We start from the raw sequence: 21800 nt of genomic DNA, 5'->3' as shown, positions 1-21800 counted from the left end.
AGTCCCGGAGTGGTCGAGCACCGCGAGGGCTTTCGGTGCGTTCTCTCCAGTTTCCTTCTCTTATCTGAACATCGCGGCAGTGAGAGCCCGACCAGTTTTGACGGCCGACCACCAAACCCCTCTATGACAGAGTTCTCTGTGGTGGAGCGCGTTCGCCGACCGGAGTACACCGGTCAGAACCGCTGTGTCCCCTGTACCGCCGTCAACGTCGTCATCGCTGCCGTGGTGAGCACGCTCGTCGGCGTCGTCGTCCCGCCGGCCGGCGTCGCGGTCTTCGTCGCCTCGCTGGTGTCGATCTACCTGCGTGGCTATCTCGTCCCCGGGACGCCGACGCTGACCAAGCGGTACCTCCCCGAGTCGATCCGTGCGCGCTTCGACGACCACGAGGCGGACGACGAGGAGTGGGAGATAATCGAGAAAATCGAGTACCACCGCGAGAACGCCGTCGAGCCCGAACAGTTCCTCGTCGACGAGGGCGTCGTCACCCGCGACGACGGCGACCGCTTCACCGAGGACTTCGCGGCGCTGCGAGACGAGCACGTCGACGCCAACCGGGACTCGCTGCGGGAACCGGCGACGCTGGCGACCCTGTTCGACGCCGCTCCCGACTCGGTCGCGACGACGGACCGCGACTACCCGGCCATCGAGATCGACAACCGGATTCGCAAGTGGCCGAGCGAGGCCGCGCTGCTCGCAGACGTGGCGACCGACGCGGCGATGGCAGCGTGGACCGACCGCTGGGCCGACGTGCCGGTCGAACAGCGCGGGACCATCCGCGAGGAACTGCGCACGCTCGGGGACGACTGTCCCGCGTGTGGCGGCCAGATCACGACGACGGCAGACACCGTCGAGTCCTGCTGTGGGCTCCACGAGGTGATCGCCGCGGAGTGTGGCTCGTGTGGCGATCGACTGCGCGAACTCGACGAGAACCACGAAGCGAAGCTCACCCGCTAATAGGGATCGGGCGGTTTTTTCTCCCGGACGCCTCTCTCCTCGCGTATGGCAGCGTTCCAGACGCTCGACGACCTCGCAGACGGACAGCGCGTCCTCGTCCGCCTCGACCTGAACTCGCCGGTCGAGGACGGCGCGGTGCAGGACAACCGCCGGTTCGAACGCCACGCGAAGACGGTTCGGGAACTCGCGGACCGTGGCTTCGAGACTGTGCTGATGGCCCACCAGGGCCGTCCCGGCCGGGACACGTTCGTCTCGCTCGAACAGCACGCCGACATCCTGAGCGGACACATCGGCGGGGACGTGGACTTCGTCGCCGACACCTTCGGCGAGGACGCGCTGGCCGCCATCGACGCCCTCGAAGGCGGCGACGTGCTCCTGCTGGAGAACACCCGGATGTGTGACGAGGAACTGCCCGAGGAAGACCCCGAGGTCAAGGCCGAGACGGAGTTCGTCCGGACGCTCGCCCCGGAGTTCGACGCCTACGTCAACGACGCCTACTCGGCGGCCCACCGCTCGCACGCCTCGCTGGTGGGCTTCCCGCTCGTGCTCCCGGCATACGCCGGCCGCGTCATGGAGACCGAGTACGAGGCAAACACCGCCATCGCACAGAAGGAGTTCGACGGGCAGGTGACGATGGCCGTCGGCGGGACGAAGGCGACCGACGTGATCGACGTGATGGACCACCTCGGCGACACGGTCGACGACTTCCTGCTGGGCGGGATCGCGGGCGAACTGTTCCTGCGGGCCGACGGCGCGCCCGTGGGCTTCGACCTCGATCCCGACCTGGATCTCTACGACTCTCAGTGGGAGGACAACCACGAGCTGATCGAGCAGATCCTCGAAGAGAACCGCGAGAAGATCACGCTGGCGACGGACATGGCCTACGCCGACGAGGACGGCGACCGCACCGAGATGGACGTAGCCGACATCGACGAGAAGACGGTCTCGTTCATGGACGTGGGCACGGACACGGCCGAGCACTACGCCGACGTGGTCCGGGACTCGGAGGCCGTCTTCGTGAAGGGTGCGCTGGGTGTCTTCGAGGAAGAGCGCTTCTCCGTCGGGACCGTGTCGGTGCTGGAAGCGATCGCCGAGACCGACTGCTTCTCGGTGGTCGGTGGCGGCGACACCTCCCGAGCGATCGAGATGTACGGCATGAGCGAGGACGACTTCGGGCACGTCTCGATCGCGGGCGGGGCGTACATCCGCGCGCTCACCGGGGCCTCGCTGATCGGCGTCGAGGTCCTCCAGCGGGAGTGACGACCCGTCCGGACGACCGCGTCGCCCTCGTTACCGGGGCGGGACGCCAGACCGCGTGAGCGCCGCGCCGGGCTGATCGACACCGATTTCCACGCCCGGCCCAGCATATCGTGTATGCACGTTGGGATCGTCTCGGACACTCACGACGACACGGACCTCGTCGCGGCAGCGATCGAGCAGTTCGACGCCGTCGGCGTCGACGCCGTCGTCCACTGCGGTGACTTCGTCGCACCGTTCTCGGCTGCCCCCTTCGAGCACGAGTTCGACTTCTACGCGGTCCGGGGGAACAACGACGGCGAGTGGGCACTCGCCGCCCAGATCGACGAGTTCGGCACTTACCTCGGTGAGATGGGTGAGCTGACCCTGGACGGCGTCGAGGTGGCCGTCTACCACGGTACCAGCCCCGCGATCGTCGACGCGCTGGTCGAGTGTGGCAACTACGACTACGTCCTGCACGGCCACACCCACGAGCGCGTGCTCGAAGAACACGGGGGCACCGTCCGGATCAACCCCGGTGGCATCCCGATCGAGACCGCACCCGAACCGCTCCACGTCGCCGTCCTCGACACCGAGTCGGGCGAGATCGAGTTCCACCGGCTCTGAGCGGACGACCGGCTGTCAGTCTGTGAACGAATTTTGCGACCTCAGCGGCGAATCTCGAAGTGACTGCTGGCAGTATCAGTCGTCGCTCGCGGCGTCGCGGGTCGGCACAGTCGTGTCGGGCTCTATCCCCGCGAGCCCGCAGCCGATCCCCAGGGCCTCGTTGGTGCGCTCGACGCTCTCGGGGCCGTCGGCGAGGCCGGCGATCGCCCGGATGGCGTCGACGTTTTCGGGGACCACGTCGGCCTCCTGGTGGATCGCCTGGAACAGGTAGCAGTCAGCACGGTCGTCCGACAGGGGCTCGACGGTCAGGGACTCGGCCCAGATGCAGTTCTCCCACACGTCGCCGCGGGGTCGGCCCGCGTCGCGGGTGTACTCTTTGAGCTTGCCCGCGCCGTCGATGCCCAGCCGTTCCGGGATCACGAGCAGTCGCCCCTCCGCGGTCAGTAGCTCGCGAACGTCCTCGGCGGTGGGCGTCGCCCGGAGCGTGAGGTTGATCGCGTGGGTGTGCATCAGCGTCGCGGGCACCTTCATGCCCATGGTGTCGATCGACAGCTCCGGGAAGACCGTCTTGACGTCCGGTGCGTGGTGGGAGGGGATCGAAACGGGGTCGGGCAGCGTGTCGTTGATCGGTCCACGCCCGGTCTGTGAGGGGTCGCCGCCGCGTCGGACCAGCGTCGCGCGCACCTTCTCGATCCCGTAGCGTTCCTCCAGCGGTGCCAGGACGCGTGACAGCCCGGTCGTGTTACACGAGACGACGCGGGCGGCGTCGGCACCGACCGCCTCGTCGTAGTTCGCCCTGGCGTTGAAGCTGACGGGCGCGACGCTCGCGTCTTCGCCGCCCTGGTAGATCGCTGGCGTCTCTAACTCCTCGTACAGCGCACGGTTTCGCTCGCCGACGCCGGCCGGCGTCGCGTCGACGACAACGTCGCTCGCAGCCACGAGCTGGCGGACCTGCCCTGCGACGTCGATTCCAGCCGCAGTAAACGGCGTCGTCTCTGCGGCGGCGAAAAGCGAGTAGCCCCGATCACGAGCGATCTCGGCCTCGTAGTCGGGTGTTCGTTTGGCGACCCCGGCGACCGTCATATCTGGTTGTGCACGAACGGCGTCGGCGACCCGTTTTCCGATGGTGCCAAAGCCGTTGATGCCCACGCGGAGCATACACGGAGGTTCGCCGGTGGCGACCATATTCTTTATGATTGTTAGTGATAGAAACGTACTCGCTTCGGAGTACCCTGTTCGCGGCCGGGTACCTTTAGGTGGGTCGGGCGGCCACTACCGTGCATGAACTCGTCGCTTCGAAAGCCGGCCAGAACCGCGGTCGAGCAGTGTCTGAACCTCCAGTCGACGGAGTCCTGTGCCGTCGTCACCGACGAGAAGCGCAAGGCCATCGGCGAGGCGCTGTACCGCGTCGCCAGCGAGATCAGCGACGACACCGTCTTCCTCCGGTACCCGCCGGGCGAGCAACACGGCGAGGAGCCACCCGAACCGGTCGCCGCCGCGATGGCCGGCGCGGATGTCGTGCTCGCACCGACGACCAAGAGCCTGAGCCACACGCAGGCCCGCAGCGAGGCCAACGAGGCCGGTGCCCGCGTCGCGACGCTCCCCGGCATCACCGAAGGCGTGTTCCTGATGGGATTAGACGCCGACTACGAGGCGATCGCGGGCCACTGTCGAGACGTCCTCGCACAGGTCGAGGGGGCCGACGAGATCCGAGTCACCTCCCCCCAGGGGACCGACATCACCTTCGGGCTGGGCGACCGCGAGTGGCAACTCGACACCGGCATCGTCCACGAGCCCGGCGAGATGTCGAATCTCCCGGCCGGCGAGGTGTTCTGTAGCCCGACGACCGCCGACGGTACCTTCGTCGTCGACGGGACGATGATGCCCCACGGGCAACTGGAGGGGGAACTGCTGGAGTTCACCGTCGAGGACGGGCTCGTCACCGAGATCGGCGACGACGCCGTCCGCCAGCAGATCGAGGAGGCCGCCGAAGCCGTCGGTGACGCCGCCTACAACCTCGCCGAACTCGGGATCGGGACAAACGTCGCCGTCCGGGACCTCGTTGGCTCGGTGCTCCTCGACGAGAAGGCCGGCGGCACCGTCCACATCGCGATCGGCGACGATCACGCCATCGGCGGGGACACGACCGCGCCGATCCACCTCGACGGCATTCTGCGAGAACCGACCGTGTTTGCTGACGGTGTGGCAGTGGAACTGCCACACGCAGAGTGAGCGGGAGCGAAGCGACATGCGAGGACGGCGAGGAAGTGAAACTTCCTCGGGAGGAGTGAGCCGGGGCGACACACCACCAGCCCGCCTCATACTGCCGGCTGTCACTTCGTGACGATCTTCGCCACCCCGGGGTGGCGAAATCGGTCACAGATGTACAGCCGGTAGTATCACTCGACGAGGTCGAACGCGACGGCGACGGCGGGCTCCCAGAAGACGAAGCGGTAGCGACCCGGTTCGAGGTCGGGACAGACGACCAGTCGGTCGGCGTGGACGTGATCCGCGACGAGACCCTCCTCGGTGAGTGCCAGCGTCCACTCGAACCCGTCACCGGGGGCGTGACCGATCGCCTCGTCGGTGTAGGGCAGCGGGTCGCCGTCGGTCGCGCCGCGAACGTCTTCCCACCCCGACTCGGTCTCGGTCTGGAAGCCGTACTTGTGGCGGTTGCCGGTGCTCAGGACGCTGTCGCTGACGTTGGTCATCGTGACCGTGACCGTCTCGCCGACGGCGGCTTCGAGTCGGTCGACCCGGAGCGCGAACGTCGGCGCGCCGTCGTCGTCGGTGGCCAGTCCCCACGGTGGATCGTCGACCCAGCTTTCGTGGCGCTTGAACCCCTCGCGGTCACAGGACAGCGGCTCTCGGACGACGGGGTCGTCGTCCGGGCGGACGTGACCGGCCAGATCGTCGGGGTCCGGACCGATTCGATCCTCGACCGTCCCCGTCACGTCGGCACTCTCGCCCCAGCCGTCCGTGATCGTGAACGTCGCCCGTTCTGGCGGTGTCCCGTCGAAGGTGACCCGCACGAGCGTCGCGGGGTAGGTCAGCGCCTCGGTGCAGGCCGTTTCGCCGTCGCTCTCGTCTACCGCGCTCGCGTCGCCGACGAGTCGGTCGTCGCTCAGCGCGAGGTTCGAGAGCTCGACGGTCCGGTAGCAGCCGTTCGGGCCGACGGTCTCGACCAGCGCCAGCAGCGACCGCTCGAAGTCGGTCTCCCGGAGCAACTCAACCACCGGCTCGCGTCGTTCTTCGGGGAGCTCGAACGGCGCGAGCAGCGCTCGCGCCCGCTCTCGGGAGGCCGCCAGCGAGACGTGTCCGACGGCGTCCGCTCCCGCCCAGTCGGGCTCTGACGGGCCCGACGGATACCGGACCTGCTCGCTCCCGGTCACTTCGGTCGCGGCCGTGGGTGCCTCTGTTCGTTCGTCCGTCGGCGTCTCTGTCCGTTCGTCTGTCGGTTCGTCGGTCGGCGTGTCGGTCTGCTCGTCGGTACCAGTGGACGGTGACCCGCCGACGCACCCGGCGACGAGCGCGCTGAGGCTCCCGCCCGCCAGCTGGAGGGCTCGGCGGCGGCGTATCGGTGCCATACGTCTGTCGTCGGCCGCCGTTTGTAAGGCCCTTCTGTACGGTTCGATCTCGTTTTGTGCGTCCCCGGCCGGCAGTCACAGGCGGCCAGACGGCCGGGACGACGACCCTTTACGTTCGGCCCGAGTACGCTCGCCTATGACAGACGCGACACCGGGCGATCGCCTCGCCCTGCCGTGCCCGGCGTGTTCGCCGGCCTTCGAGACCGTCCACGAGGTGCTCAGCCCCGGCAGCCACGTGACGGTTCGCTGTACGGAATGTGACCACACCCACAAGGAACAGCTCCCGGACGACGACGAGGTACAGCGCCGCGTCGTCGTCTCACAGGACGGCGAATCGTTCAGCGCACAGGTCGACGTGCCGGCCGAGGAGGAACTGGCCAAGGGCGAAGAGTTCCTGCTGGACGCCGAGGAGGCCCTGATGACCGTGCGGATCACCGCCGTCGAACTGGATGAAGGTGGACGCGTCGACTCCGGGACCGCCGAAGACGTCGAGACCATCTGGACCCGCGCGGTCGGGAACGTCGCCGTCGACGTGACGATGCACCCCAAAGACGGCCGCCACGACAGCACCGAGAGCTTCAAGCTCAACGTCCCCGGCGACTACGAGTTCACCGTCGGCGCGACCGACGAGTTCGGCGACAACGAGTTCACCGTCGAAGGGTTCCACGTCCGCGACGACGCGCACGGCTACGACCGCGAGCAGTACGACCAGGACCGCGACAGCGCCCTCGCGAAAGACATCAAGCGACTGTACGTCCGCGACGAGTCGACCACCGCCTGGTCGGCGTGGTAGCATGGACTGGGCGGCTCGGCGACGAGCGCTCGTCGAGGGCCTCGCCGAGAGCGACCGCATCGACGACGAGCGAGTGCTGACGGCGCTCGAATCGGTCCCCCGCCACGAGTTCGTCCCCGAGCAGCACCGCGAACGGGCCTACGACGACCGCCCCCTCCCGATCGGGGACGGGCAGACGATCAGCGCCCCCCACATGGTCGCGATCATGGCCGACCTGCTGGACCTGGCCCCCGACGACCGGGTTCTGGAGATCGGCACCGGCTGTGGTTATCACGCGGCCGTGACCGCCGAACTCGCGGACACGGTGTACAGCGTCGAGTACCACGCCACTCTCGCCGAGACGGCCCGCGAGCGCCTGGCCGATCTCGGCTACGACACCGTCGCGATCAGGAGGGGAGACGGCCGCGAATGCTGGCCCGAGCACGCGCCGTACGACCGGGCGTACCTCACCTGTGGCGCAGCGCAGTTCCCCCGAGCGGTCGTCGAACAGCTCCGGCCCGGCGGCGTGGTGCTCGGCCCGCTCGGTCGACGCCCCCAGACGCTCGTCCGTGCTCGAAAGCGGGCCGACGGCGAGCTGGAACGCGAGCGCCACGGCAGCGTCCGGTTCGTCACGATGCAGTGACCGCGGTTCCACGCCGCCGTCGGACGATCCCCTCGCAGACGCCGAGGACGCACGTGACGCCCACCGCCGCCGGCCCGAAAAAGAGCGCGTAGAGTGTCATCGGGTCGCTCTCGCCCCCGATCCGCAGGAACGACCACGCCAGCACCAGCGTCACCGACGCCGTCGCGCCGAGCGGGACGACGTAGCCGTACTCGCCGTGGGTGTACAGCGCCACGGCCCCCTGTCCGGCGAGGACGAGGACGCCGATGAGTGCGAACGGGCCACACGTCCCCGCGTCTCCCGGGAGCGAACACCCCAGCCCGGCGACGCCGATCCGCGGGACGGCCCAGAGGCCCCCGACGACGAGCGCGTACACGCCCCCGCCGACGGCGGCGTATCGCCGGGGTGACGGCCGCCGGCCGACGACCAGCGGCACCACGGCGACGAGTGTCCCGGCCGCGACCGCGAGCCCCAGGGTCACGACTGCGCTCCCGACGACCGGCTCGGGTGTGCCCGGCATCGTGGTCGCCTTCGACCGATGGACTCGTGAATCTTTCTACGGACGAACGGAGCGAGCACCTCGGGCTCGGCCTCTGGCGGTCCACGTAGCCTCGGCTCTGCCGTCGATTCTCGCGCCACTCTGGGGCGGGCCATTCATATACGTCCGGCGGGAACCTCGGGTATGGAACAGGCGGTGCTGCGGGAAGACATGGTCGACAGCCTGACCCACGAGAGCAAGGGCTGTCTGCAGACACCGCGTCTCGCCGACGCGATGCGAACGGTCTCGCGGGAAGCGTTCGTCGAGGACGACCGAGCGGCCTACTCCGACCGGTCGTTCGAACGGTTCGGGACGCGCGTCCTCGCACCGAGCACCGCGGCACGACTCCTCGAAGCGCTGGCCCCCGAAGCGGACGACGACGTGCTGATCGTCGGCGTCGGCGTCGGCTACACGGCCGCGCTCGTCGCCGAGATCGTCGGCCCCGAGCGCGTACACGCGATCGATATCACGCGCCGACTGGTGTCCGACGCCCGTTCGAACCTCGCGACGGCCGGCTACGAGGCGGTCCTCGTGGATCGTCGCGACGGGGCCGAGGGACTCCCCGAGTACGCGCCCTACGACAAGATCCTGCTGGAGGCGGCGGCCGTCGAACCGCCGCGCGCGCTCCGGGAGCAACTGGCCGACGACGGTCGCCTGGTCATGCCACTCGGTGCGGCCGAGCAGACGCTGACGGTCGTCGCGGCCGACGGCAGTCAGCGCCGCCTCGGTGGGGTCGCCTTCCAGCCGATGCTCGTCGAGGGCGAGCAGGCAGACACCGTCGAGCGCAACCGCACCCACCGTGAGGACCGTGAACGCGCCCAGCAGGCCGCCCAGTCACGGGCGGGCTGGGAGCAAGAGTGGATCGACTGGGACGACTACTAGAGGGGGTCGAGTTCGTTCTCCTCGTCGGTGAGCAACTCGTCGATCTCCGCTCTGCGATCGGCGGCTTGCTGCTGGCTGTTTTCCTGTGCCGTGACGGCCCGCTCCTGGAGCTCGTCGACGCGTGGCACCTCGGTGACGTTCGACAGCAACACGGCCACCGAGAGCGCGTCGGCGTCGGTCCGGGGGTCGTCGCCGGCCAGCACTTCGACGCTGTCGGTCTCGCGTTCGAGCCACTGGCGGGCCCGCTGGAGTCCTTTCTGTGAGACCTCGCGTGGCGGGCCGGAGACGACGATCAGGGCGCGCTCGGCGGAGGCGACGTCTGCCGGACAGGTGAGTCGCGACTGGACGGCCTTCCGGACGAGCCCGTGGATCTTCTTCGCCAGGTCGCCCTCGTCGGTGTGGTTCTCGCCGTTGGACCGCAGGCGGCCCAACAGTCCCTGTTTCGATTTCGTCTCGGCCTCGACGTCTGCCTGGCTGAACGCGATCGTGCTGAGGCCCCCGGTCGCCAGCGTCCGGCGGATGTCGCTGGCGTCCATCGCGGATTCCGACACCTGCGAGCCGTCGAGTTCGCCGGCTGCCAGGAGCGTGACGAACCGCCGCGCGATCTCTCGGTTGGTCCGGTCGTACCCCGCCGCGACCGACCCCTGGGTCTGTCGCCAGGCGTCGTTGTCGAACACCATGAGGTTGTCCGTCGCGTCGGCGAAAGCCTGGAGCGAGCGGGCGGCGTTGAGCGAGGGACGACCGCCCTCGTCGGCGCTTGGCAACACCCCCAGCCCGTAGATCGGTTCGTCGTAGATCTGACCCAGCCGCTCGGCGAGTTCCGGCGCACCACCGCTCCCGGTTCCCCCGCCGAGCCCGGCGACCACGAGAAAGCCGTCGGTCTCGTGGATCGGCACGGTGTCCAGCTGGCGCTCGATCTCGGTGAGGTCCTGGCGAGCGATCTCCGAGCCCAACTCCGGATCGGCACCGACGCCCCGTCCCTTCACCCGCTCGTCGGTCTGGCCGATGATGAGCCGACGGTCCGGCGGGAGCACGTCCAACTTCGCGAGATCGATCTCCGCGGAGTTGATCGCGAGCGCCTCCGTCGTGAGCGACCGCCCAGACCGCTCCTCGAAGGCGAGGAATCTGTCGACGATCTTGCCACCCGCGTTACCGAACCCGATTGCGGCGAGGTTCATGCGGTGGTCGTTGGCCCACGACCGGATAATTATAGAGTCGTTTCTCTCCGTCGGCGCGCGTAACCCTCGCTTACCGACCGACGCCGCCGGGTCGGACCACGAGGGTGAGGACGCCAGTCGCTGCGGCGACTCGCGGATGGCAGCCTAGCCGCCGTCCTCGACGACGAGGATTCGGGTGTTGCGCCGCCGGTCGCTGTACCCGCCGCTGGCGGGGGGTTTCACGTCGATCGTCACCGTCCCCTCCTGCTGGTTTGGCCCCAACTGCGGCGTGATCGTGACGGTGGCGTTGCCCCTGGAGTCCGTCGTCGCGGTCACCGCACCGTCCATCGTCGCGGTGCCACCGGTGACGACGACCGTCGCGTCCGAGACCGGCTGGCCGTCCGGATCGACGACCGTGAGCGTCACGTCCGTCTCGCCCTCTCCGACCACCTCCTTCGAGGGGTCGACGTCGAGTTCGCTGACGGTCATCGTGTCCAGTCCCGAGATGGTGTTCATCATGACGCTCAGGCTCGCGACGCCGACGACGAGGGCGATGACGAGTCTGATCGGCAGTCCTTCGATCGCCCGGTCGTCGCGCCACAGTTCCACGAACATGGCGAGTCGTGGTCCCGTCCCGGTACATAAACCCGCGCCTCGGCTCCGGGCTCACAGCGAGAGGACGAGCCACGCCAGACCGACGGCCGCGAGCGCGCCCACGAGGTTGGCGACGGCGTTGCCGACCGCAACGAGAGGGCGGCCTGATTCCCACAGCTGGACCGTCTCGACCGCGAACGACGAGAACGTCGTGAAGGCTCCGCAGGCACCGACACCGACCAGCAGCGCGACGCCCTCGCTCGGTGTGGCGAGGGTGACCAGTCCGAGGACGAAACTCCCGACGACGTTGACGGTCAGCGTTCCCAGCGGGATCGCTTCCCGGTCGACGGCCGTCGCCAGCGAGTGACGACAGAGCGCGCCGAGCGCCCCGCCGATTCCGACGAGCACCGCGGGTTCGATGGCGACCATCACCCACCCCTCCGGCCAGCTCTGCGGACGAGCGTACGCCCGGCGAGCACGCCGGCAAGCCCCAGCGCGTAGCTCCCGGCGACGTTCGCGAGCGCCCACGCCGGAGCCAGGCCGGCCGTCTCGACCGCGAAGGTGCTGTAGGTGGTAAACGACGAGAGGAAGCCGGTCGTCGCGGCCAGCCGCGCCGCGGTGGAGAGCCGTCCCAGGTGGACGGCCTCGTAGACGAGGATGCCGAGCGCGAAACTTCCGACGGTGTTGACGAGCATCGTCCCGGCGGGGCCGGCGACGAACTGCCCGGCGACGTATCGCGCGATCGCACCGCCGAACCCGCCGACGCCGACGAGGGCGAGCGTTTCGACCGTGTGGTGTGTGGGACTCTCTGACATCTGGCTGTCGTCGTGGCCGTCGACGGTCGATGGGTCTGCTCTCGCGAAGGAGTATATCGCTGTCGAAGCGTCCGGCCGCTCACTCCTCGTCGAAAATCGTCTTCATCGTCTCGGTCCGGTCGCGCAGTCGCTCTATCCCCTGGTTCATCGCCGCGATCCGCGCTTCGATGTCGTCGGCGGGAATTGCACCCTCTGGTGTCGGCTGGACGAGCTCGTCGTTTTCGAGCATCCGCAGCGAGTACCGCACCTTGTGTTCGGGGACCTCGGCTTCCTCGGCGAGGCGGACGATCCCGATCGGACCGTGTTCGATGACGGCTTCGAGAATCTGGAGGTCACGCCGTTCTTTCTCGACCTGCTCGGCCAGTCGGTCCAGTCCCATGTGCTCGCTCCGTGCTTCTGTCCGTGGACACATAAACGCATCCGGTGTCGCCTCGCTACTCCCCGTCGATCGGCGTCCGCCGGAGTTCGTCGAGATCGTCACGCAGACGCGACAGCTCCGTCTCCAGTCGCTCGCGCCGGTCGATCAGCTCGCTCAGTTCCTCCGTGTTGACCGAGTGATCGCTCTCCATGGCCACGTCGAGCGCGTCGGTCGTCGCCGCCACGAGGTCTGCGGCCGTGCCCAGCACCTCCGACGGCGTCGCTCGCGACTCGTAGAGCTCTCGCCCGCCCGAGAGTGGGCGGTAAGTGACGATCGGCGACTCGATCCCACGGTGGTAGGCGACGCTGTAGCTGACGTTAGTCACCGGGTTCTTGCGGTCTTCGGACAGCTCCGTTCGAACGACGGCGAACGGTTCTGCCAGCGTCGGGTACGTCTCGGCCAGCTCCCGGAGCCGATCGGCCGCGGTCACGTCGAGCTGGGCCTCCACGTCGCCGAAGAACTGCACCGAGTCCGCGAGGCTGAACGCGACGGTGTAAAAGACCGCCTCGTCGTTCTCGGCGAGGTTCTCGATGCGGTCGTGCAACTCCTCGGTCCGGCCCTCGATCGCCAACTTCTCGAGGTCGTCCAGCAGCGCGCGCGTCCCGCGTTCGCGTGCCAGAAACTCCTCGACGATCGCCCGCGGCATCGCTTCGCGGTCCACGTCCTCCATACGGGCGAAATTCGTGCGCCGACACTAAACAGTTCCCCACCCCCGCAAAGCATTTATCGCCGTCGTCCGATCACATCTGTGTCCGCCTCCCGAGGTGGGACGGACCTATGACAGGGTGAGGGGACTTTCTCCCCTCTACGCCACGTGTTCTGTGAGCGATAGCTAGGTGTTGATCGATTCGGTCTCCGTCGCTTGACGGCGAGGGGCTCCGCTAGAAGGGCGAGTTCGCAGTAGAACGCCCGGAGCGGGATTTGAACCCGCGTCACGACCGTGACAGGGTCGTATGATGGGCCACTACACCATCCGGGCACGACGCATTTTCAGTTGTTCGGCGGTCTGTTCACAGCAGAAGCGCCCGGAGCGGGATTTGAACCCGCGTCACGACCGTGACAGGGTCGTATGATGGGCCACTACACCATCCGGGCACGACGCATCTCATCGTATCCTGGTGATGGTATTAAGGCTTTCCAAACGCGCCGTCATTGGGTTGTAGTGTCGTGGGGCGGGCGGGCGACGAGATTCGAGGCCGCTCAAACGCTCGTCTGTCGCCGTCTCCCGTCCGGAGCCGTCCGTCCTTTCCCGGACCCAAACGACTATGAAGGTCGTTCGCATAGTGTGAGGTGACGCGACGGCCGGTCCGGTGTCGGATAGCTACTGCAGACGGACTTGGCAAGGGTTAAATGCGTTCCGCTAATAACGACCTGTAGTATCTCGTGACAGCCACCTTCTCCACTCGCCGGCAACAACACACATGGTAGACGTAAGCCAACACGAACTCGTTCCAGACCACAGCATCGTCGACGAGGACGTTCTCGACGACGTGCTCGAGGAGTACAACATCAAAAAGACGGACCTGCCGAAGATCAAGCGCACCGACCCGGCCACCCCCGACGAGGCCGAGGTCGGCGACGTGATCAAGATCGTCCGTGATTCGCGAACGACCGATCAGGCAGTCGTGTACCGACTGGTGGTGTCCTGATGGACGTCAACGACCGACGTGCGATCTCTCGGGAGTACTTCTCGCGGGAGCGCCTGGCGGAGCATCACTTCCGATCGTTCAACTCCTTCCTCGACCGTGGCATGCAGCAGGTCGTCGACGAGAAGGAGACGATCGAGACCGACATCGGCGACAAGGAGGGCCAGGAGCCGGTCTTCGTCGAACTGGGCGACGTACGCGTCGTCACGCCCCGCGTCCGCGAGGCCGACGGCAGCGAGGAACTGCTCTACCCACAGGAGGCCCGGCTGCGAAACATCACCTACTCCGCGCCGGTCTTCATGGAGATGGCGATCGTCCGTGGCGGCGACGAGGAAGAGGAAGTCGTCGTCGACCAGACCGAGACCAAGATCGGCCGCATGCCGATCATGGTCGGCTCGAACAAGTGCAACATCAACGGGTTCACCGACGAGGAGCTGATCGACATCGGCGAGGACCCGGCCGACCCCGGCGGTTACTTCGTCGTCAACGGCTCGGAACGCGTGCTGATGACCAGCGAGGACCTCGCGCCCAACAAGATCCTCGCGGAACACGACACCAAGTACGGCGACGACGTACAGGTCGCCAAGACCTTCTCCCAGCGGCGTGGCTACCGCGCGCTGGTCCTCTGTGAACGAACGCGAGACGGCATCCTCGAAGTCTCCTTCCCGAGCGTCTCGGGCTCGATCAACTTCGTGACCCTCGTGCGTGCGCTGGGACTGGAGTCCGACGAGGAGATCGTCCACCGCGTCAGCGACGACCCGGAGATCGTGAAGTTCATGCTGGAGAACCTGGAGGCCGCCGACGTCCAGACCACCGAGGGCGCGATCGAGACCCTCGGGGAGCGCGTCGCCTCCGGTCAGGGCAAGAACTACCAGCTCAAGCGAGCCAACTACGTCATCGACCGCTATCTCCTCCCGCACCTCCACGAGGAGGGCGTCGACGAGGAGGACGTGCGCATCAACAAGGCCTTCTACCTCTGCCGGATGGCGGAAGCCTGCTTCGAACTCGCGCTCGGTCGACGCGACGCGGACGACAAAGACCACTACTCCAACAAGCGTCTGAAGGTCAGCGGCGACCTGATGAAAGACCTGTTCCGGACCGCGCTCAACAAGCTGGCACGTGACGTGAAGTACCAGCTCGAACGGGCGAACATGCGCAACCGTCAGCTCTCGGTGTCGACGGTCGTCCGGTCGGACGTGCTGACCGAACGGCTCGAACACCCGATCGCGACGGGCAACTGGGTCGGCGGCCGCTCGGGCGTGAGCCAGCTGGTCGACCGGACCGACTACATGGGCGTGCTCTCTCACCTGCGGCGTCTCCGTTCGCCGCTCTCTCGGAGCCAGCCCCACTTCGAGGCGCGTGACCTGCACGCGACCCAGTGGGGCCGGATCTGTCCGTCCGAGACCCCCGAAGGACCCAACTGTGGTCTGGTGAAGAACTTCGCGCAGGCGATGGAACTCTCGCAGAACGTCGAAGACGAACAGGATCTCAAACAGGAACTCGCCGACATGGGGGTCCAGGGGATCCCCGGGATCGAGCGAATCGAGCAGCCAGCGGACGATTAAATCATGAGTCAGGGACGCGACGCCAAAGTGTACGTCAACGGCAGTCTGGTCGGGACACATCCCGACCCCGAACAGCTCGCAGATCAGATCCGACAGGCCCGCCGACGCGGGGACGTCTCGGAGATGGTCAACGTCTCCGTCAAGGATCGGACGGACGAAGTCATCGTCAACGCCGACGCCGGCCGGGCCCGTCGCCCGCTGCTGGTCGTCGAGGACGGCGAACCACTGATCACGGAATCGGAGGTCCAGCAGGTCAAAGACGGTGAACTGGGCTTCGAAGAACTGGTCGAACGCGGCGTCGTCGAGTTCATCGACGCCGAAGAAGAGGAAGACATCCTCGTGGCCGTCAGCGAGGAGGACGTGACCGAGGACCACACCCACCTCGAAGTGGACCCACAGCTGATGTTCGGGATCGGTGCCGGGATGATCCCGTATCCGGAACACAACGCCTCGCCCCGGATTACGATGGGGTCGGGGATGATCAAGCAGTCGCTGGGGCTGCCGAGCGCGAACTACCGGATTCGCCCGGACACGCGCCAGCACCTGCTGCACTACCCGCAGCTGTCGATGGTCAAGACCCAGACCACGGAACAGATCGGCTACGACGACCGCCCGGCGGCTCAGAACTTCACGGTCGCCGTGATGAGCTACGAGGGGTTCAACATCGAGGACGCCCTGGTCATGAACGAGGGCTCCGTCGAGCGTGCGCTCGCTCGCTCGCACTTCTTCCGGACCTACGAGGGCGAGGAACGGCGCTACCCCGGCGGTCAGGAGGACCGCTTCGAGATTCCCGACGACGAGGTACGAGGCGCACGCGGCGAGGAGGCGTACACGCACCTCGACGAGGACGGGCTGGTCAACCCCGAGACCAACGTCGAGGAAAACGAGGTCCTGCTAGGCAAGACCTCGCCGCCGCGGTTCCTCGAAGAGCCGGACGACATGGGCGGTCTCAGCCCCCAGAAGCGCCGCGAGACGAGCGTCACGATGCGTTCTGGCGAGAGCGGGGTCGTCGACACGGTCACGCTGATGGAAGGCGAGGACGGCTCGAAGCTCTCGAAGGTCTCCGTGCGTGACGAGCGGATCCCCGAGCTCGGGGACAAGTTCGCCTCCCGACACGGACAGAAGGGCGTCGTCGGTCACCTGGCTCCCCAGGAGGACATGCCCTTCACCGAGGACGGCGTCGTGCCCGACCTCATCCTCAACCCACACGCCCTGCCGTCGCGGATGACGGTCGGCCACGTACTGGAGATGCTGGGCGGGAAGGTCGGCGCACTCGAAGGCCGGCGCGTCGACGGCACCGCCTTCACGGGCGAAGACGAGGAGGAACTGCGCGGCGCGCTGGAGGATCGCGGATTCAAGTCCTCCGGCAAGGAGGTCATGTACTCCGGCGTCACCGGCGAGAAGGTCGAAGCCGAGATCTTCGTCGGGACGATCTTCTACCAGAAGCTGTACCACATGGTCTCGAACAAGCTGCACGCCCGTTCACGCGGGCCGGTGCAGGTGCTGACCCGTCAGCCGACGGAAGGGCGTGCCCGTGAGGGCGGCCTGCGCGTGGGCCACATGGAACGGGACGTGCTGATCGGCCACGGGGCGGCGATGGTCCTCAAGGAACGGCTCCTCGACGAGTCCGACCGCGAGTGGATCAAGATCTGTGGCGAGTGTGGCATGACCGCCGTCGAGAACGTCGAGCAACGCCGCATCTACTGTCCCAACTGTGAGGAAGAGACCGACATCCACGAGGTCGAGATGCCGTACGCGTTCAAGCTCCTGCTCGACGAGATGAAGGCGCTCGGAATCGCACCGCGCATCGAACTGGAAGACGCAGTCTAACGATGAGTGCACAACAGACACCCAAGTCGATCAGTTCCATTAGCTTCGGGCTGATGGATCCCGAGGAGTACCGCGACATGAGCGCCACGAAGGTCATCACGGCCGACACCTACGACGACGACGGGTTCCCGATCGACATGGGACTGATGGACCCGCGTCTGGGCGTGATCGACCCGGGGCTCGAGTGCAAGACCTGTGGCAAACACAGCGGGTCGTGTAACGGCCACTTCGGTCACATCGAACTCGCAGCGCCCGTCATCCACGTCGGATTCAACAAGCTCATCCGACGCCTGCTGCGCGGGACCTGTCGGGAGTGCTCGCGGCTCTGTCTCGACGAACGCGAACGCGAGGAGTTCGAGGACCGCCTCGAACGATCCGAGGAGCTGGGCAAGGACGTCAACGACGTGACGAAGGCCGCGATCCGGCAAGCCCGCAAGAAGGACCGCTGTCCGTTCTGTGGCGAGCCCCAGTACGACATCAAACACGAGAAGCCGACGACCTACTACGAGGTCCAGGACGTGCTCTCCTCGGAGTACTCCCAGCGGATCGTCGCCGCGATGGAGCCCGACGAGGAGGCCGGCCGCGAACGGACCACGCCCTCGGAGCTGGCCGACGAGACGGGTATCGACCCCTCCCGCGTTCAAGAGATCATCTCCGGCGAGTTCCGCCCTCGACAGGACGACCGACGGGCCATCGAGTCGGCGCTGGACGTAGATCTCACCGAGGAAGACGAGAACAAGCTGATGCCCAGCGACATCCGGGACTGGTTCGAGGACATCCCGGACGAGGACATCGAGGTGCTGGGCATGAAGCCCGCCCGTTCTCGCCCCGAGTGGATGATCCTCACCGTCCTGCCCGTGCCGCCGGTCACCGCGCGACCGTCGATCACGCTGGACAACGGCCAGCGATCCGAGGACGACCTGACCCACAAGCTGGTCGACATCATCCGGATCAACCAGCGGTTCATGGAGAACCGCGAGGCCGGCGCGCCCCAGCTGATCATCGAGGACCTCTGGGAACTGCTCCAGTACCACGTCACCACGTTCATGGACAACGAGATCAGCGGCACGCCGCCGGCCCGCCACCGCTCTGGCCGGCCGCTGAAGACCCTCTCACAGCGCCTGAAGGGCAAGGAAGGTCGCTTCCGTGGCTCGCTGTCCGGGAAGCGCGTGAACTTCTCGGCCCGGACCGTCATCTCCCCGGACCCGACGCTCTCGCTCAACGAGGTCGGCGTCCCCGACCGCGTGGCCAAGGAGATGACCCAGACGATGAACGTCAACGAGCGCAACCTCGACAACGCTCGTCGCTACGTCGCCAACGGGCCCGAGGCCCACCCCGGTGCCAACTACGTCAAGCGGCCCGACGGCCGCCGACTGAAGGTCACCGAGAAGAACTGCGAGGAGCTGGCCGAGAAGGTCGAACCGGGCTGGGAAGTGTCCCGTCACATGATCGACGGCGACATCATCATCTTCAACCGCCAGCCGTCGCTGCACCGGATGTCCATCATGGCCCACGAGGTCGTGGTGATGCCCTACAAGACGTTCCGGCTCAACACGACGGTGTGTCCGCCGTACAACGCGGACTTCGACGGCGACGAGATGAACATGCACGCCCTCCAGAACGAGGAGGCCCGTGCCGAGGCTCGCGTGCTGATGCGCGTCCAGGAACAGATCCTCAGCCCGCGCTTCGGTGAGAACATCATCGGCGCGATCCAGGACCACATCAGTGGAACCTACCTGCTGACCCACACCAATCCGGAGTTCAACGAGACCCAGGCGCTGGACCTGCTGCGTGCGACCCGGATCGACGAACTCCCGCCCGAATCTGGGATCGACGACGACGGTACGCCCTACTGGACGGGTCGGGACATCTTCTCGGAGCTGCTGCCCGACGACCTCGATCTGACGTTCACCAGCGAGGCCGGCGACGACGTGATCATCGAGGACGGACAGCTCGTCGAGGGGACCATCGACGACAGCGCAGTCGGTGGGTTCGGCGGCGAGATCGTCGACACCATCACCAAGGAGTACTCCAACACCCGAGCGCGCATCTTCATCAACGAGATCGCCGCGCTGGCGATGCGCTCGATCATGCACTTCGGGTTCTCGATCGGGATCGACGACGAGTCCGTCCCGGAGGCCGCAGAGGCCCAGATCACCGAGGCAATCGACAACGCCTACGACCGCGTCCAGGAACTCATCGAGACCTACGAGCGGGGCGAACTGGAGTCGCTGCCCGGTCGGACGGTCGACGAGACCCTCGAAATGAAGATCATGCAGACGCTGGGCAAGGCCCGTGACTCCGCCGGTGACATCGCCGGGGATCACTTCGACGACGACAACCCGGCGGTCGTGATGGCCGAGTCCGGCGCGCGTGGGTCGATGCTCAACCTGACCCAGATGGCCGGCTGTGTCGGCCAGCAGGCGGTCCGTGGCGAGCGGATCAACCGCGGCTACGAGGACCGCACCCTGTCACACTTCAAGCAGGACGACCTCTCATCGGACGCCCACGGCTTCGTGGAGGCGTCGTATCGCTCCGGCCTCAACCCCAAGGAGTTCTTCTTCCACGCGATGGGTGGCCGCGAGGGGCTGGTCGACACGGCAGTCCGGACCTCCAAGTCCGGCTACCTCCAGCGCCGTCTGATCAACGCGCTCTCGGAACTCGAAGCCCAGTACGACGGCACCGTCCGAGACACCTCGGACAACATCGTCCAGTTCGAGTTCGGCGAGGACGGCACCTCGCCGGTGCAGGTCTCCTCGAACGAGGAGACGCCGGTCGACGTCGAGGAGATCGCGGACAGCGTTCTCGACGCCGAGTTCGATTCCGAGAGCATCAAAAGCGAGTTCCTCGGTGAACGCACCGAACCCACCAACCTGTCGGAACACACCGACGACTGGTGGATGGCGGAGGGTGACGACTGATGACGCGAGCAAACGTAACCGACGACATCGAGGCGATCGTGGAGGATACGGACCTCCCGCGACGGCTCAAAGACGACGTGTACAGTACGATCGAAGAGCGCGACGTGACCGTCGAAGAGGCGGACCAGATCGCCAAGGCCGTCCAGTCGCGCTACCAGGAGACGCGCGTCGATCCGCTGGACCCGGTCGGGACCGTCTCGGCCCAGTCGATCGGCGAGCCCGGTACCCAGATGACGATGAACACGTTCCACTACGCCGGGGTCGCAGAGATCGACGTGACCCAGGGGCTGCCGCGGCTCATCGAGCTGGTCGACGCCCGGAAGACGCCCGACACGCCGATGATGACGGTCCACCTCGAAGACGAGTACGCGACCGACCGGGAGAAGGCCCACGAGGTCGTCTGGAAGATCGAGGCCACGCGCATCCTCGCGCTGGGTGACATCTCGACCAACGTCGCGGACATGCTCGTCCAGATCGACCTCAACGAGGAGACGCTGATGGAGCGGTGGCCCACCGTCGACCAGGTCGAGGACGTGGCCGAGGAGATCGCCGAGACCATCGAGTCGAAGCTGGGCGTCCAGACCCGCCAGGCCGGCACGATGATCGAGTTCGGCCCCGACGAGCCGTCGTATCGCGACCTCCTCCAACTCGTCGAAGAGCTTCGCGAGGTCGTCTTCAAGGGGATCGAGGACATCTCCCGCGTGGTCATCCGGAAAGAAGAGACCGACGAGGGCGAGGAGTTCGTCCTCTACACCGAGGGGTCGGCCTTCGGCGACGTGCTCGGTATCGAGGGGATCGACGCCTCCCGGACGACGTGTAACAACATCCACGAGATCTACCGCAACCTCGGCATCGAGGCGGCCCGCGAGACGCTGATCAACGAGACGATGCACACGCTCGAAGAGCAGGGGCTCGACGACGTGAACATCCGGCACCTGATGCTGGTCGCCGACATCATGACCAACCGCGGCGAGATCGAGTCGATCGGTCGCCACGGTATCTCGGGCAACAAGGAGAGCGTCCTCGCGCGTGCGGCCTACGAGGTGACGGTCAACCACCTGCTCGACGCCGCGATCCACGGCGAGGTCGACGTGCTCGAAGGCGTCATCGAGAACGTGATCGTCGGCAAGCCGGTCCAGCTCGGCACCGGCGACGTGGACCTTCGGATGGGCGCGAGCCAGGACTGATGCCCGTCGAACTCTCGGACGAAGCGCGCCGGCTGATCGCGCTGTTCGAGACCGAGGCAGACGTGACTGTCCGGGACTGCGTGATCGACGACGACAACGACCGCGTGATCTACGTCGTCAAGGCCGGCGAGATGGCCGACGCGATCGGTCCCGGCGGCGTCGTCGTCGATCGCATCGAGGCGAAACTCGACCGCGCGGTCAAGCTGATCGAGGACGCCGACACGGCTGCGAACTTCGTCGCGAACACGCTCGCGCCGGCCGCGGTGTACAACGTGACGATCTCGGAGAACGACGACACCATCGCCTACGTCGAGGTCGCACAGGAAGACCGCGGCGTCGCGATCGGTGCCGACGGGAAGAACATCGACGCCGCCCGCCGGCTCGCGAAACGCCACTTCGACGTGGACGGTATCGAACTGACGTAGCCGCGACGTTTCGGCCGGCGAGGA

22 protein-coding genes and 2 tRNA genes are annotated in these 21800 nt (G+C 66.8%); 13 read left to right on the top strand and 11 right to left on the bottom strand.

Features of this window, described 5'->3' with window-relative positions; genetic code table 11:
- Nucleotides 1-123 precede the first annotated feature (123 nt).
- From AC5FRZ_RS15510 to AC5FRZ_RS15500, 3 genes are all read left to right on the top strand, one after another.
- Nucleotides 124-954 carry a DUF8054 domain-containing protein gene (locus AC5FRZ_RS15510; protein ID WP_493565031.1) on the top strand — a complete coding sequence of 277 codons (831 nt, stop codon included), beginning with the start codon at nucleotides 124-126 and terminating at the stop codon, nucleotides 952-954.
- A gap of 45 nt (nucleotides 955-999) precedes the next feature.
- Nucleotides 1000-2214, top strand: a complete 1215-nt coding sequence (locus AC5FRZ_RS15505) for a phosphoglycerate kinase (protein WP_493565030.1) — start codon at nucleotides 1000-1002, stop codon at nucleotides 2212-2214.
- Nucleotides 2215-2328: 114 nt separating this feature from the next.
- Nucleotides 2329-2817 carry a metallophosphoesterase gene (locus AC5FRZ_RS15500; protein ID WP_170092750.1) on the top strand — a complete coding sequence of 163 codons (489 nt, stop codon included), beginning with the start codon at nucleotides 2329-2331 and terminating at the stop codon, nucleotides 2815-2817.
- 75 nt (nucleotides 2818-2892) lie between these two features.
- Here AC5FRZ_RS15500 and AC5FRZ_RS15495 read toward each other — a convergent pair whose 3' ends face one another.
- Nucleotides 2893-3975, bottom strand: coding sequence for a type II glyceraldehyde-3-phosphate dehydrogenase (locus AC5FRZ_RS15495; protein WP_170092749.1), 1083 nt, complete (start codon nucleotides 3973-3975; stop codon nucleotides 2893-2895).
- A gap of 123 nt (nucleotides 3976-4098) precedes the next feature.
- On the opposite strand from AC5FRZ_RS15495, the gene AC5FRZ_RS15490 reads away from it, so the two are divergent.
- Nucleotides 4099-5049, top strand: coding sequence for an aminopeptidase (locus AC5FRZ_RS15490; protein ID WP_170092748.1), 951 nt, complete (start codon nucleotides 4099-4101; stop codon nucleotides 5047-5049).
- Nucleotides 5050-5216: 167 nt separating this feature from the next.
- Here AC5FRZ_RS15490 and AC5FRZ_RS15485 read toward each other — a convergent pair whose 3' ends face one another.
- Entirely contained in the window at nucleotides 5217-6404 is a 1188-nt protein-coding gene (locus AC5FRZ_RS15485; protein WP_493565029.1) for a hypothetical protein, read from the bottom strand.
- Nucleotides 6405-6540: 136 nt separating this feature from the next.
- Here AC5FRZ_RS15485 and AC5FRZ_RS15480 point away from each other — a divergent pair, with 136 nt between their 5' ends.
- The gene (locus tag AC5FRZ_RS15480) at nucleotides 6541-7197 is read left to right on the top strand and encodes an HVO_0476 family zinc finger protein (protein ID WP_170092746.1); all 657 of its coding nucleotides are present in this window, start codon (nucleotides 6541-6543) and stop codon (nucleotides 7195-7197) included.
- Between the two features lies 1 nt (nucleotide 7198).
- Nucleotides 7199-7819 carry a protein-L-isoaspartate(D-aspartate) O-methyltransferase gene (locus AC5FRZ_RS15475; protein ID WP_493565028.1) on the top strand — a complete coding sequence of 207 codons (621 nt, stop codon included), beginning with the start codon at nucleotides 7199-7201 and terminating at the stop codon, nucleotides 7817-7819.
- Here AC5FRZ_RS15475 and AC5FRZ_RS15470 read toward each other — a convergent pair.
- Nucleotides 7806-8318, bottom strand: coding sequence for a hypothetical protein (locus AC5FRZ_RS15470; protein WP_493565027.1), 513 nt, complete (start codon nucleotides 8316-8318; stop codon nucleotides 7806-7808). The genes AC5FRZ_RS15475 and AC5FRZ_RS15470 overlap by 14 nt on opposite strands.
- A 162-nt stretch (nucleotides 8319-8480) precedes the next feature.
- Here AC5FRZ_RS15470 and AC5FRZ_RS15465 point away from each other — a divergent pair, with 162 nt between their 5' ends.
- Entirely contained in the window at nucleotides 8481-9218 is a 738-nt protein-coding gene (locus tag AC5FRZ_RS15465) for a protein-L-isoaspartate O-methyltransferase family protein (RefSeq protein ID WP_153554599.1), read from the top strand.
- Here AC5FRZ_RS15465 and AC5FRZ_RS15460 read toward each other — a convergent pair.
- The 8 genes from AC5FRZ_RS15460 to AC5FRZ_RS15425 all read right to left on the bottom strand — a co-directional run bounded on the left by AC5FRZ_RS15460 (nucleotide 9215) and on the right by AC5FRZ_RS15425 (nucleotide 13297).
- A complete protein-coding gene (locus AC5FRZ_RS15460; protein WP_493565026.1) occupies nucleotides 9215-10396 on the bottom strand; it encodes a tubulin/FtsZ family protein in 1182 nt (393 codons plus the stop codon). The two genes, AC5FRZ_RS15465 and AC5FRZ_RS15460, sit on opposite strands and share 4 nt — an antisense overlap.
- Before the next feature lie 144 nt (nucleotides 10397-10540).
- On the bottom strand, nucleotides 10541-10990 hold the full coding sequence (locus AC5FRZ_RS15455; RefSeq protein ID WP_493565025.1) for a DUF7382 domain-containing protein: 450 nt from the start codon (nucleotides 10988-10990) through the stop codon (nucleotides 10541-10543).
- A 51-nt stretch (nucleotides 10991-11041) separates the two neighbouring features.
- Nucleotides 11042-11398, bottom strand: coding sequence for a fluoride efflux transporter CrcB (gene crcB / locus AC5FRZ_RS15450; RefSeq protein WP_208627315.1), 357 nt, complete (start codon nucleotides 11396-11398; stop codon nucleotides 11042-11044).
- Nucleotides 11398-11784 carry a fluoride efflux transporter CrcB gene (gene crcB / locus AC5FRZ_RS15445; RefSeq protein WP_493565024.1) on the bottom strand — a complete coding sequence of 129 codons (387 nt, stop codon included), beginning with the start codon at nucleotides 11782-11784 and terminating at the stop codon, nucleotides 11398-11400. Before crcB (AC5FRZ_RS15445) ends, crcB (AC5FRZ_RS15450) begins: the two co-directional genes overlap by 1 nt.
- Nucleotides 11785-11863: 79 nt before the next feature.
- Nucleotides 11864-12163, bottom strand: a complete 300-nt coding sequence (locus AC5FRZ_RS15440; RefSeq protein WP_493565023.1) for a hypothetical protein — start codon at nucleotides 12161-12163, stop codon at nucleotides 11864-11866.
- Nucleotides 12164-12218: 55 nt separating this feature from the next.
- Entirely contained in the window at nucleotides 12219-12872 is a 654-nt protein-coding gene (locus AC5FRZ_RS15435) for a hypothetical protein (protein WP_170092737.1), read from the bottom strand.
- Between the two features lie 236 nt (nucleotides 12873-13108).
- Nucleotides 13109-13181: transfer RNA gene (locus AC5FRZ_RS15430), tRNA-Asp, on the bottom strand.
- 43 nt (nucleotides 13182-13224) lie between these two features.
- Nucleotides 13225-13297 (bottom strand) — tRNA-Asp (locus AC5FRZ_RS15425).
- Between the two features lie 326 nt (nucleotides 13298-13623).
- Here AC5FRZ_RS15425 and AC5FRZ_RS15420 point away from each other — a divergent pair.
- The 6 genes from AC5FRZ_RS15420 to AC5FRZ_RS15395 are packed head-to-tail and all read left to right on the top strand — an operon-like array spanning nucleotide 13624 to nucleotide 21776.
- Complete coding sequence (locus AC5FRZ_RS15420; protein WP_153554592.1) at nucleotides 13624-13851, top strand: DNA-directed RNA polymerase subunit H; 228 nt, start codon at nucleotides 13624-13626, stop codon at nucleotides 13849-13851.
- Nucleotides 13851-15413 carry a DNA-directed RNA polymerase subunit B'' gene (locus tag AC5FRZ_RS15415; RefSeq protein WP_153554591.1) on the top strand — a complete coding sequence of 521 codons (1563 nt, stop codon included), beginning with the start codon at nucleotides 13851-13853 and terminating at the stop codon, nucleotides 15411-15413. The genes AC5FRZ_RS15420 and AC5FRZ_RS15415 overlap by 1 nt, the downstream gene beginning before the upstream one ends.
- Nucleotides 15414-15416: 3 nt before the next feature.
- Complete coding sequence (rpoB, locus tag AC5FRZ_RS15410) at nucleotides 15417-17243, top strand: DNA-directed RNA polymerase subunit B (protein WP_170092736.1); 1827 nt, start codon at nucleotides 15417-15419, stop codon at nucleotides 17241-17243.
- Nucleotides 17244-17245: 2 nt separating this feature from the next.
- Nucleotides 17246-20164, top strand: coding sequence for a DNA-directed RNA polymerase subunit A' (locus AC5FRZ_RS15405; protein ID WP_170092735.1), 2919 nt, complete (start codon nucleotides 17246-17248; stop codon nucleotides 20162-20164).
- Entirely contained in the window at nucleotides 20164-21351 is a 1188-nt protein-coding gene (gene rpoA2 / locus AC5FRZ_RS15400) for a DNA-directed RNA polymerase subunit A'' (RefSeq protein ID WP_170092734.1), read from the top strand. The genes AC5FRZ_RS15405 and rpoA2 overlap by 1 nt, the downstream gene beginning before the upstream one ends.
- Nucleotides 21351-21776, top strand: coding sequence for a NusA-like transcription termination signal-binding factor (locus AC5FRZ_RS15395; RefSeq protein ID WP_170092733.1), 426 nt, complete (start codon nucleotides 21351-21353; stop codon nucleotides 21774-21776). The genes rpoA2 and AC5FRZ_RS15395 overlap by 1 nt, the downstream gene beginning before the upstream one ends.
- Nucleotides 21777-21800: the final 24 nt, after the last annotated feature.

This window comes from Halomicrobium sp. HArcht1-1, assembly GCF_058933285.1.
This window is presented reverse-complemented; position numbering and strand designations above follow the sequence as displayed.

Bases quoted from the DNA above. Each gene is read 5' to 3' on its own strand.
- crcB (WP_208627315.1), bottom strand. From the start codon at position 11,398: ATGGTCGCCATCGAACCCGCGGTGCTCGTCGGAATCGGCGGGGCGCTC.
- AC5FRZ_RS15480 (WP_170092746.1), top strand. From the start codon at position 6,541: ATGACAGACGCGACACCGGGCGATCGCCTCGCCCTGCCGTGCCCGGCG.
- AC5FRZ_RS15405 (WP_170092735.1), top strand. From the start codon at position 17,246: ATGAGTGCACAACAGACACCCAAGTCGATCAGTTCCATTAGCTTCGGG.
- rpoB (WP_170092736.1), top strand. From the start codon at position 15,417: ATGAGTCAGGGACGCGACGCCAAAGTGTACGTCAACGGCAGTCTGGTC.
- AC5FRZ_RS15435 (WP_170092737.1), bottom strand. From the start codon at position 12,872: ATGGAGGACGTGGACCGCGAAGCGATGCCGCGGGCGATCGTCGAGGAG.
- rpoA2 (WP_170092734.1), top strand. From the start codon at position 20,164: ATGACGCGAGCAAACGTAACCGACGACATCGAGGCGATCGTGGAGGAT.
- AC5FRZ_RS15495 (WP_170092749.1), bottom strand. From the start codon at position 3,975: ATGCTCCGCGTGGGCATCAACGGCTTTGGCACCATCGGAAAACGGGTC.
- AC5FRZ_RS15465 (WP_153554599.1), top strand. From the start codon at position 8,481: ATGGAACAGGCGGTGCTGCGGGAAGACATGGTCGACAGCCTGACCCAC.
- AC5FRZ_RS15485 (WP_493565029.1), bottom strand. From the start codon at position 6,404: ATGGCACCGATACGCCGCCGCCGAGCCCTCCAGCTGGCGGGCGGGAGC.
- crcB (WP_493565024.1), bottom strand. From the start codon at position 11,784: ATGTCAGAGAGTCCCACACACCACACGGTCGAAACGCTCGCCCTCGTC.
- AC5FRZ_RS15395 (WP_170092733.1), top strand. From the start codon at position 21,351: ATGCCCGTCGAACTCTCGGACGAAGCGCGCCGGCTGATCGCGCTGTTC.
- AC5FRZ_RS15505 (WP_493565030.1), top strand. From the start codon at position 1,000: ATGGCAGCGTTCCAGACGCTCGACGACCTCGCAGACGGACAGCGCGTC.
- AC5FRZ_RS15440 (WP_493565023.1), bottom strand. From the start codon at position 12,163: ATGGGACTGGACCGACTGGCCGAGCAGGTCGAGAAAGAACGGCGTGAC.
- AC5FRZ_RS15500 (WP_170092750.1), top strand. From the start codon at position 2,329: ATGCACGTTGGGATCGTCTCGGACACTCACGACGACACGGACCTCGTC.
- AC5FRZ_RS15455 (WP_493565025.1), bottom strand. From the start codon at position 10,990: ATGTTCGTGGAACTGTGGCGCGACGACCGGGCGATCGAAGGACTGCCG.
- AC5FRZ_RS15475 (WP_493565028.1), top strand. From the start codon at position 7,199: ATGGACTGGGCGGCTCGGCGACGAGCGCTCGTCGAGGGCCTCGCCGAG.
- AC5FRZ_RS15490 (WP_170092748.1), top strand. From the start codon at position 4,099: ATGAACTCGTCGCTTCGAAAGCCGGCCAGAACCGCGGTCGAGCAGTGT.
- AC5FRZ_RS15420 (WP_153554592.1), top strand. From the start codon at position 13,624: ATGGTAGACGTAAGCCAACACGAACTCGTTCCAGACCACAGCATCGTC.
- AC5FRZ_RS15510 (WP_493565031.1), top strand. From the start codon at position 124: ATGACAGAGTTCTCTGTGGTGGAGCGCGTTCGCCGACCGGAGTACACC.
- AC5FRZ_RS15415 (WP_153554591.1), top strand. From the start codon at position 13,851: ATGGACGTCAACGACCGACGTGCGATCTCTCGGGAGTACTTCTCGCGG.
- AC5FRZ_RS15460 (WP_493565026.1), bottom strand. From the start codon at position 10,396: ATGAACCTCGCCGCAATCGGGTTCGGTAACGCGGGTGGCAAGATCGTC.
- AC5FRZ_RS15470 (WP_493565027.1), bottom strand. From the start codon at position 8,318: ATGCCGGGCACACCCGAGCCGGTCGTCGGGAGCGCAGTCGTGACCCTG.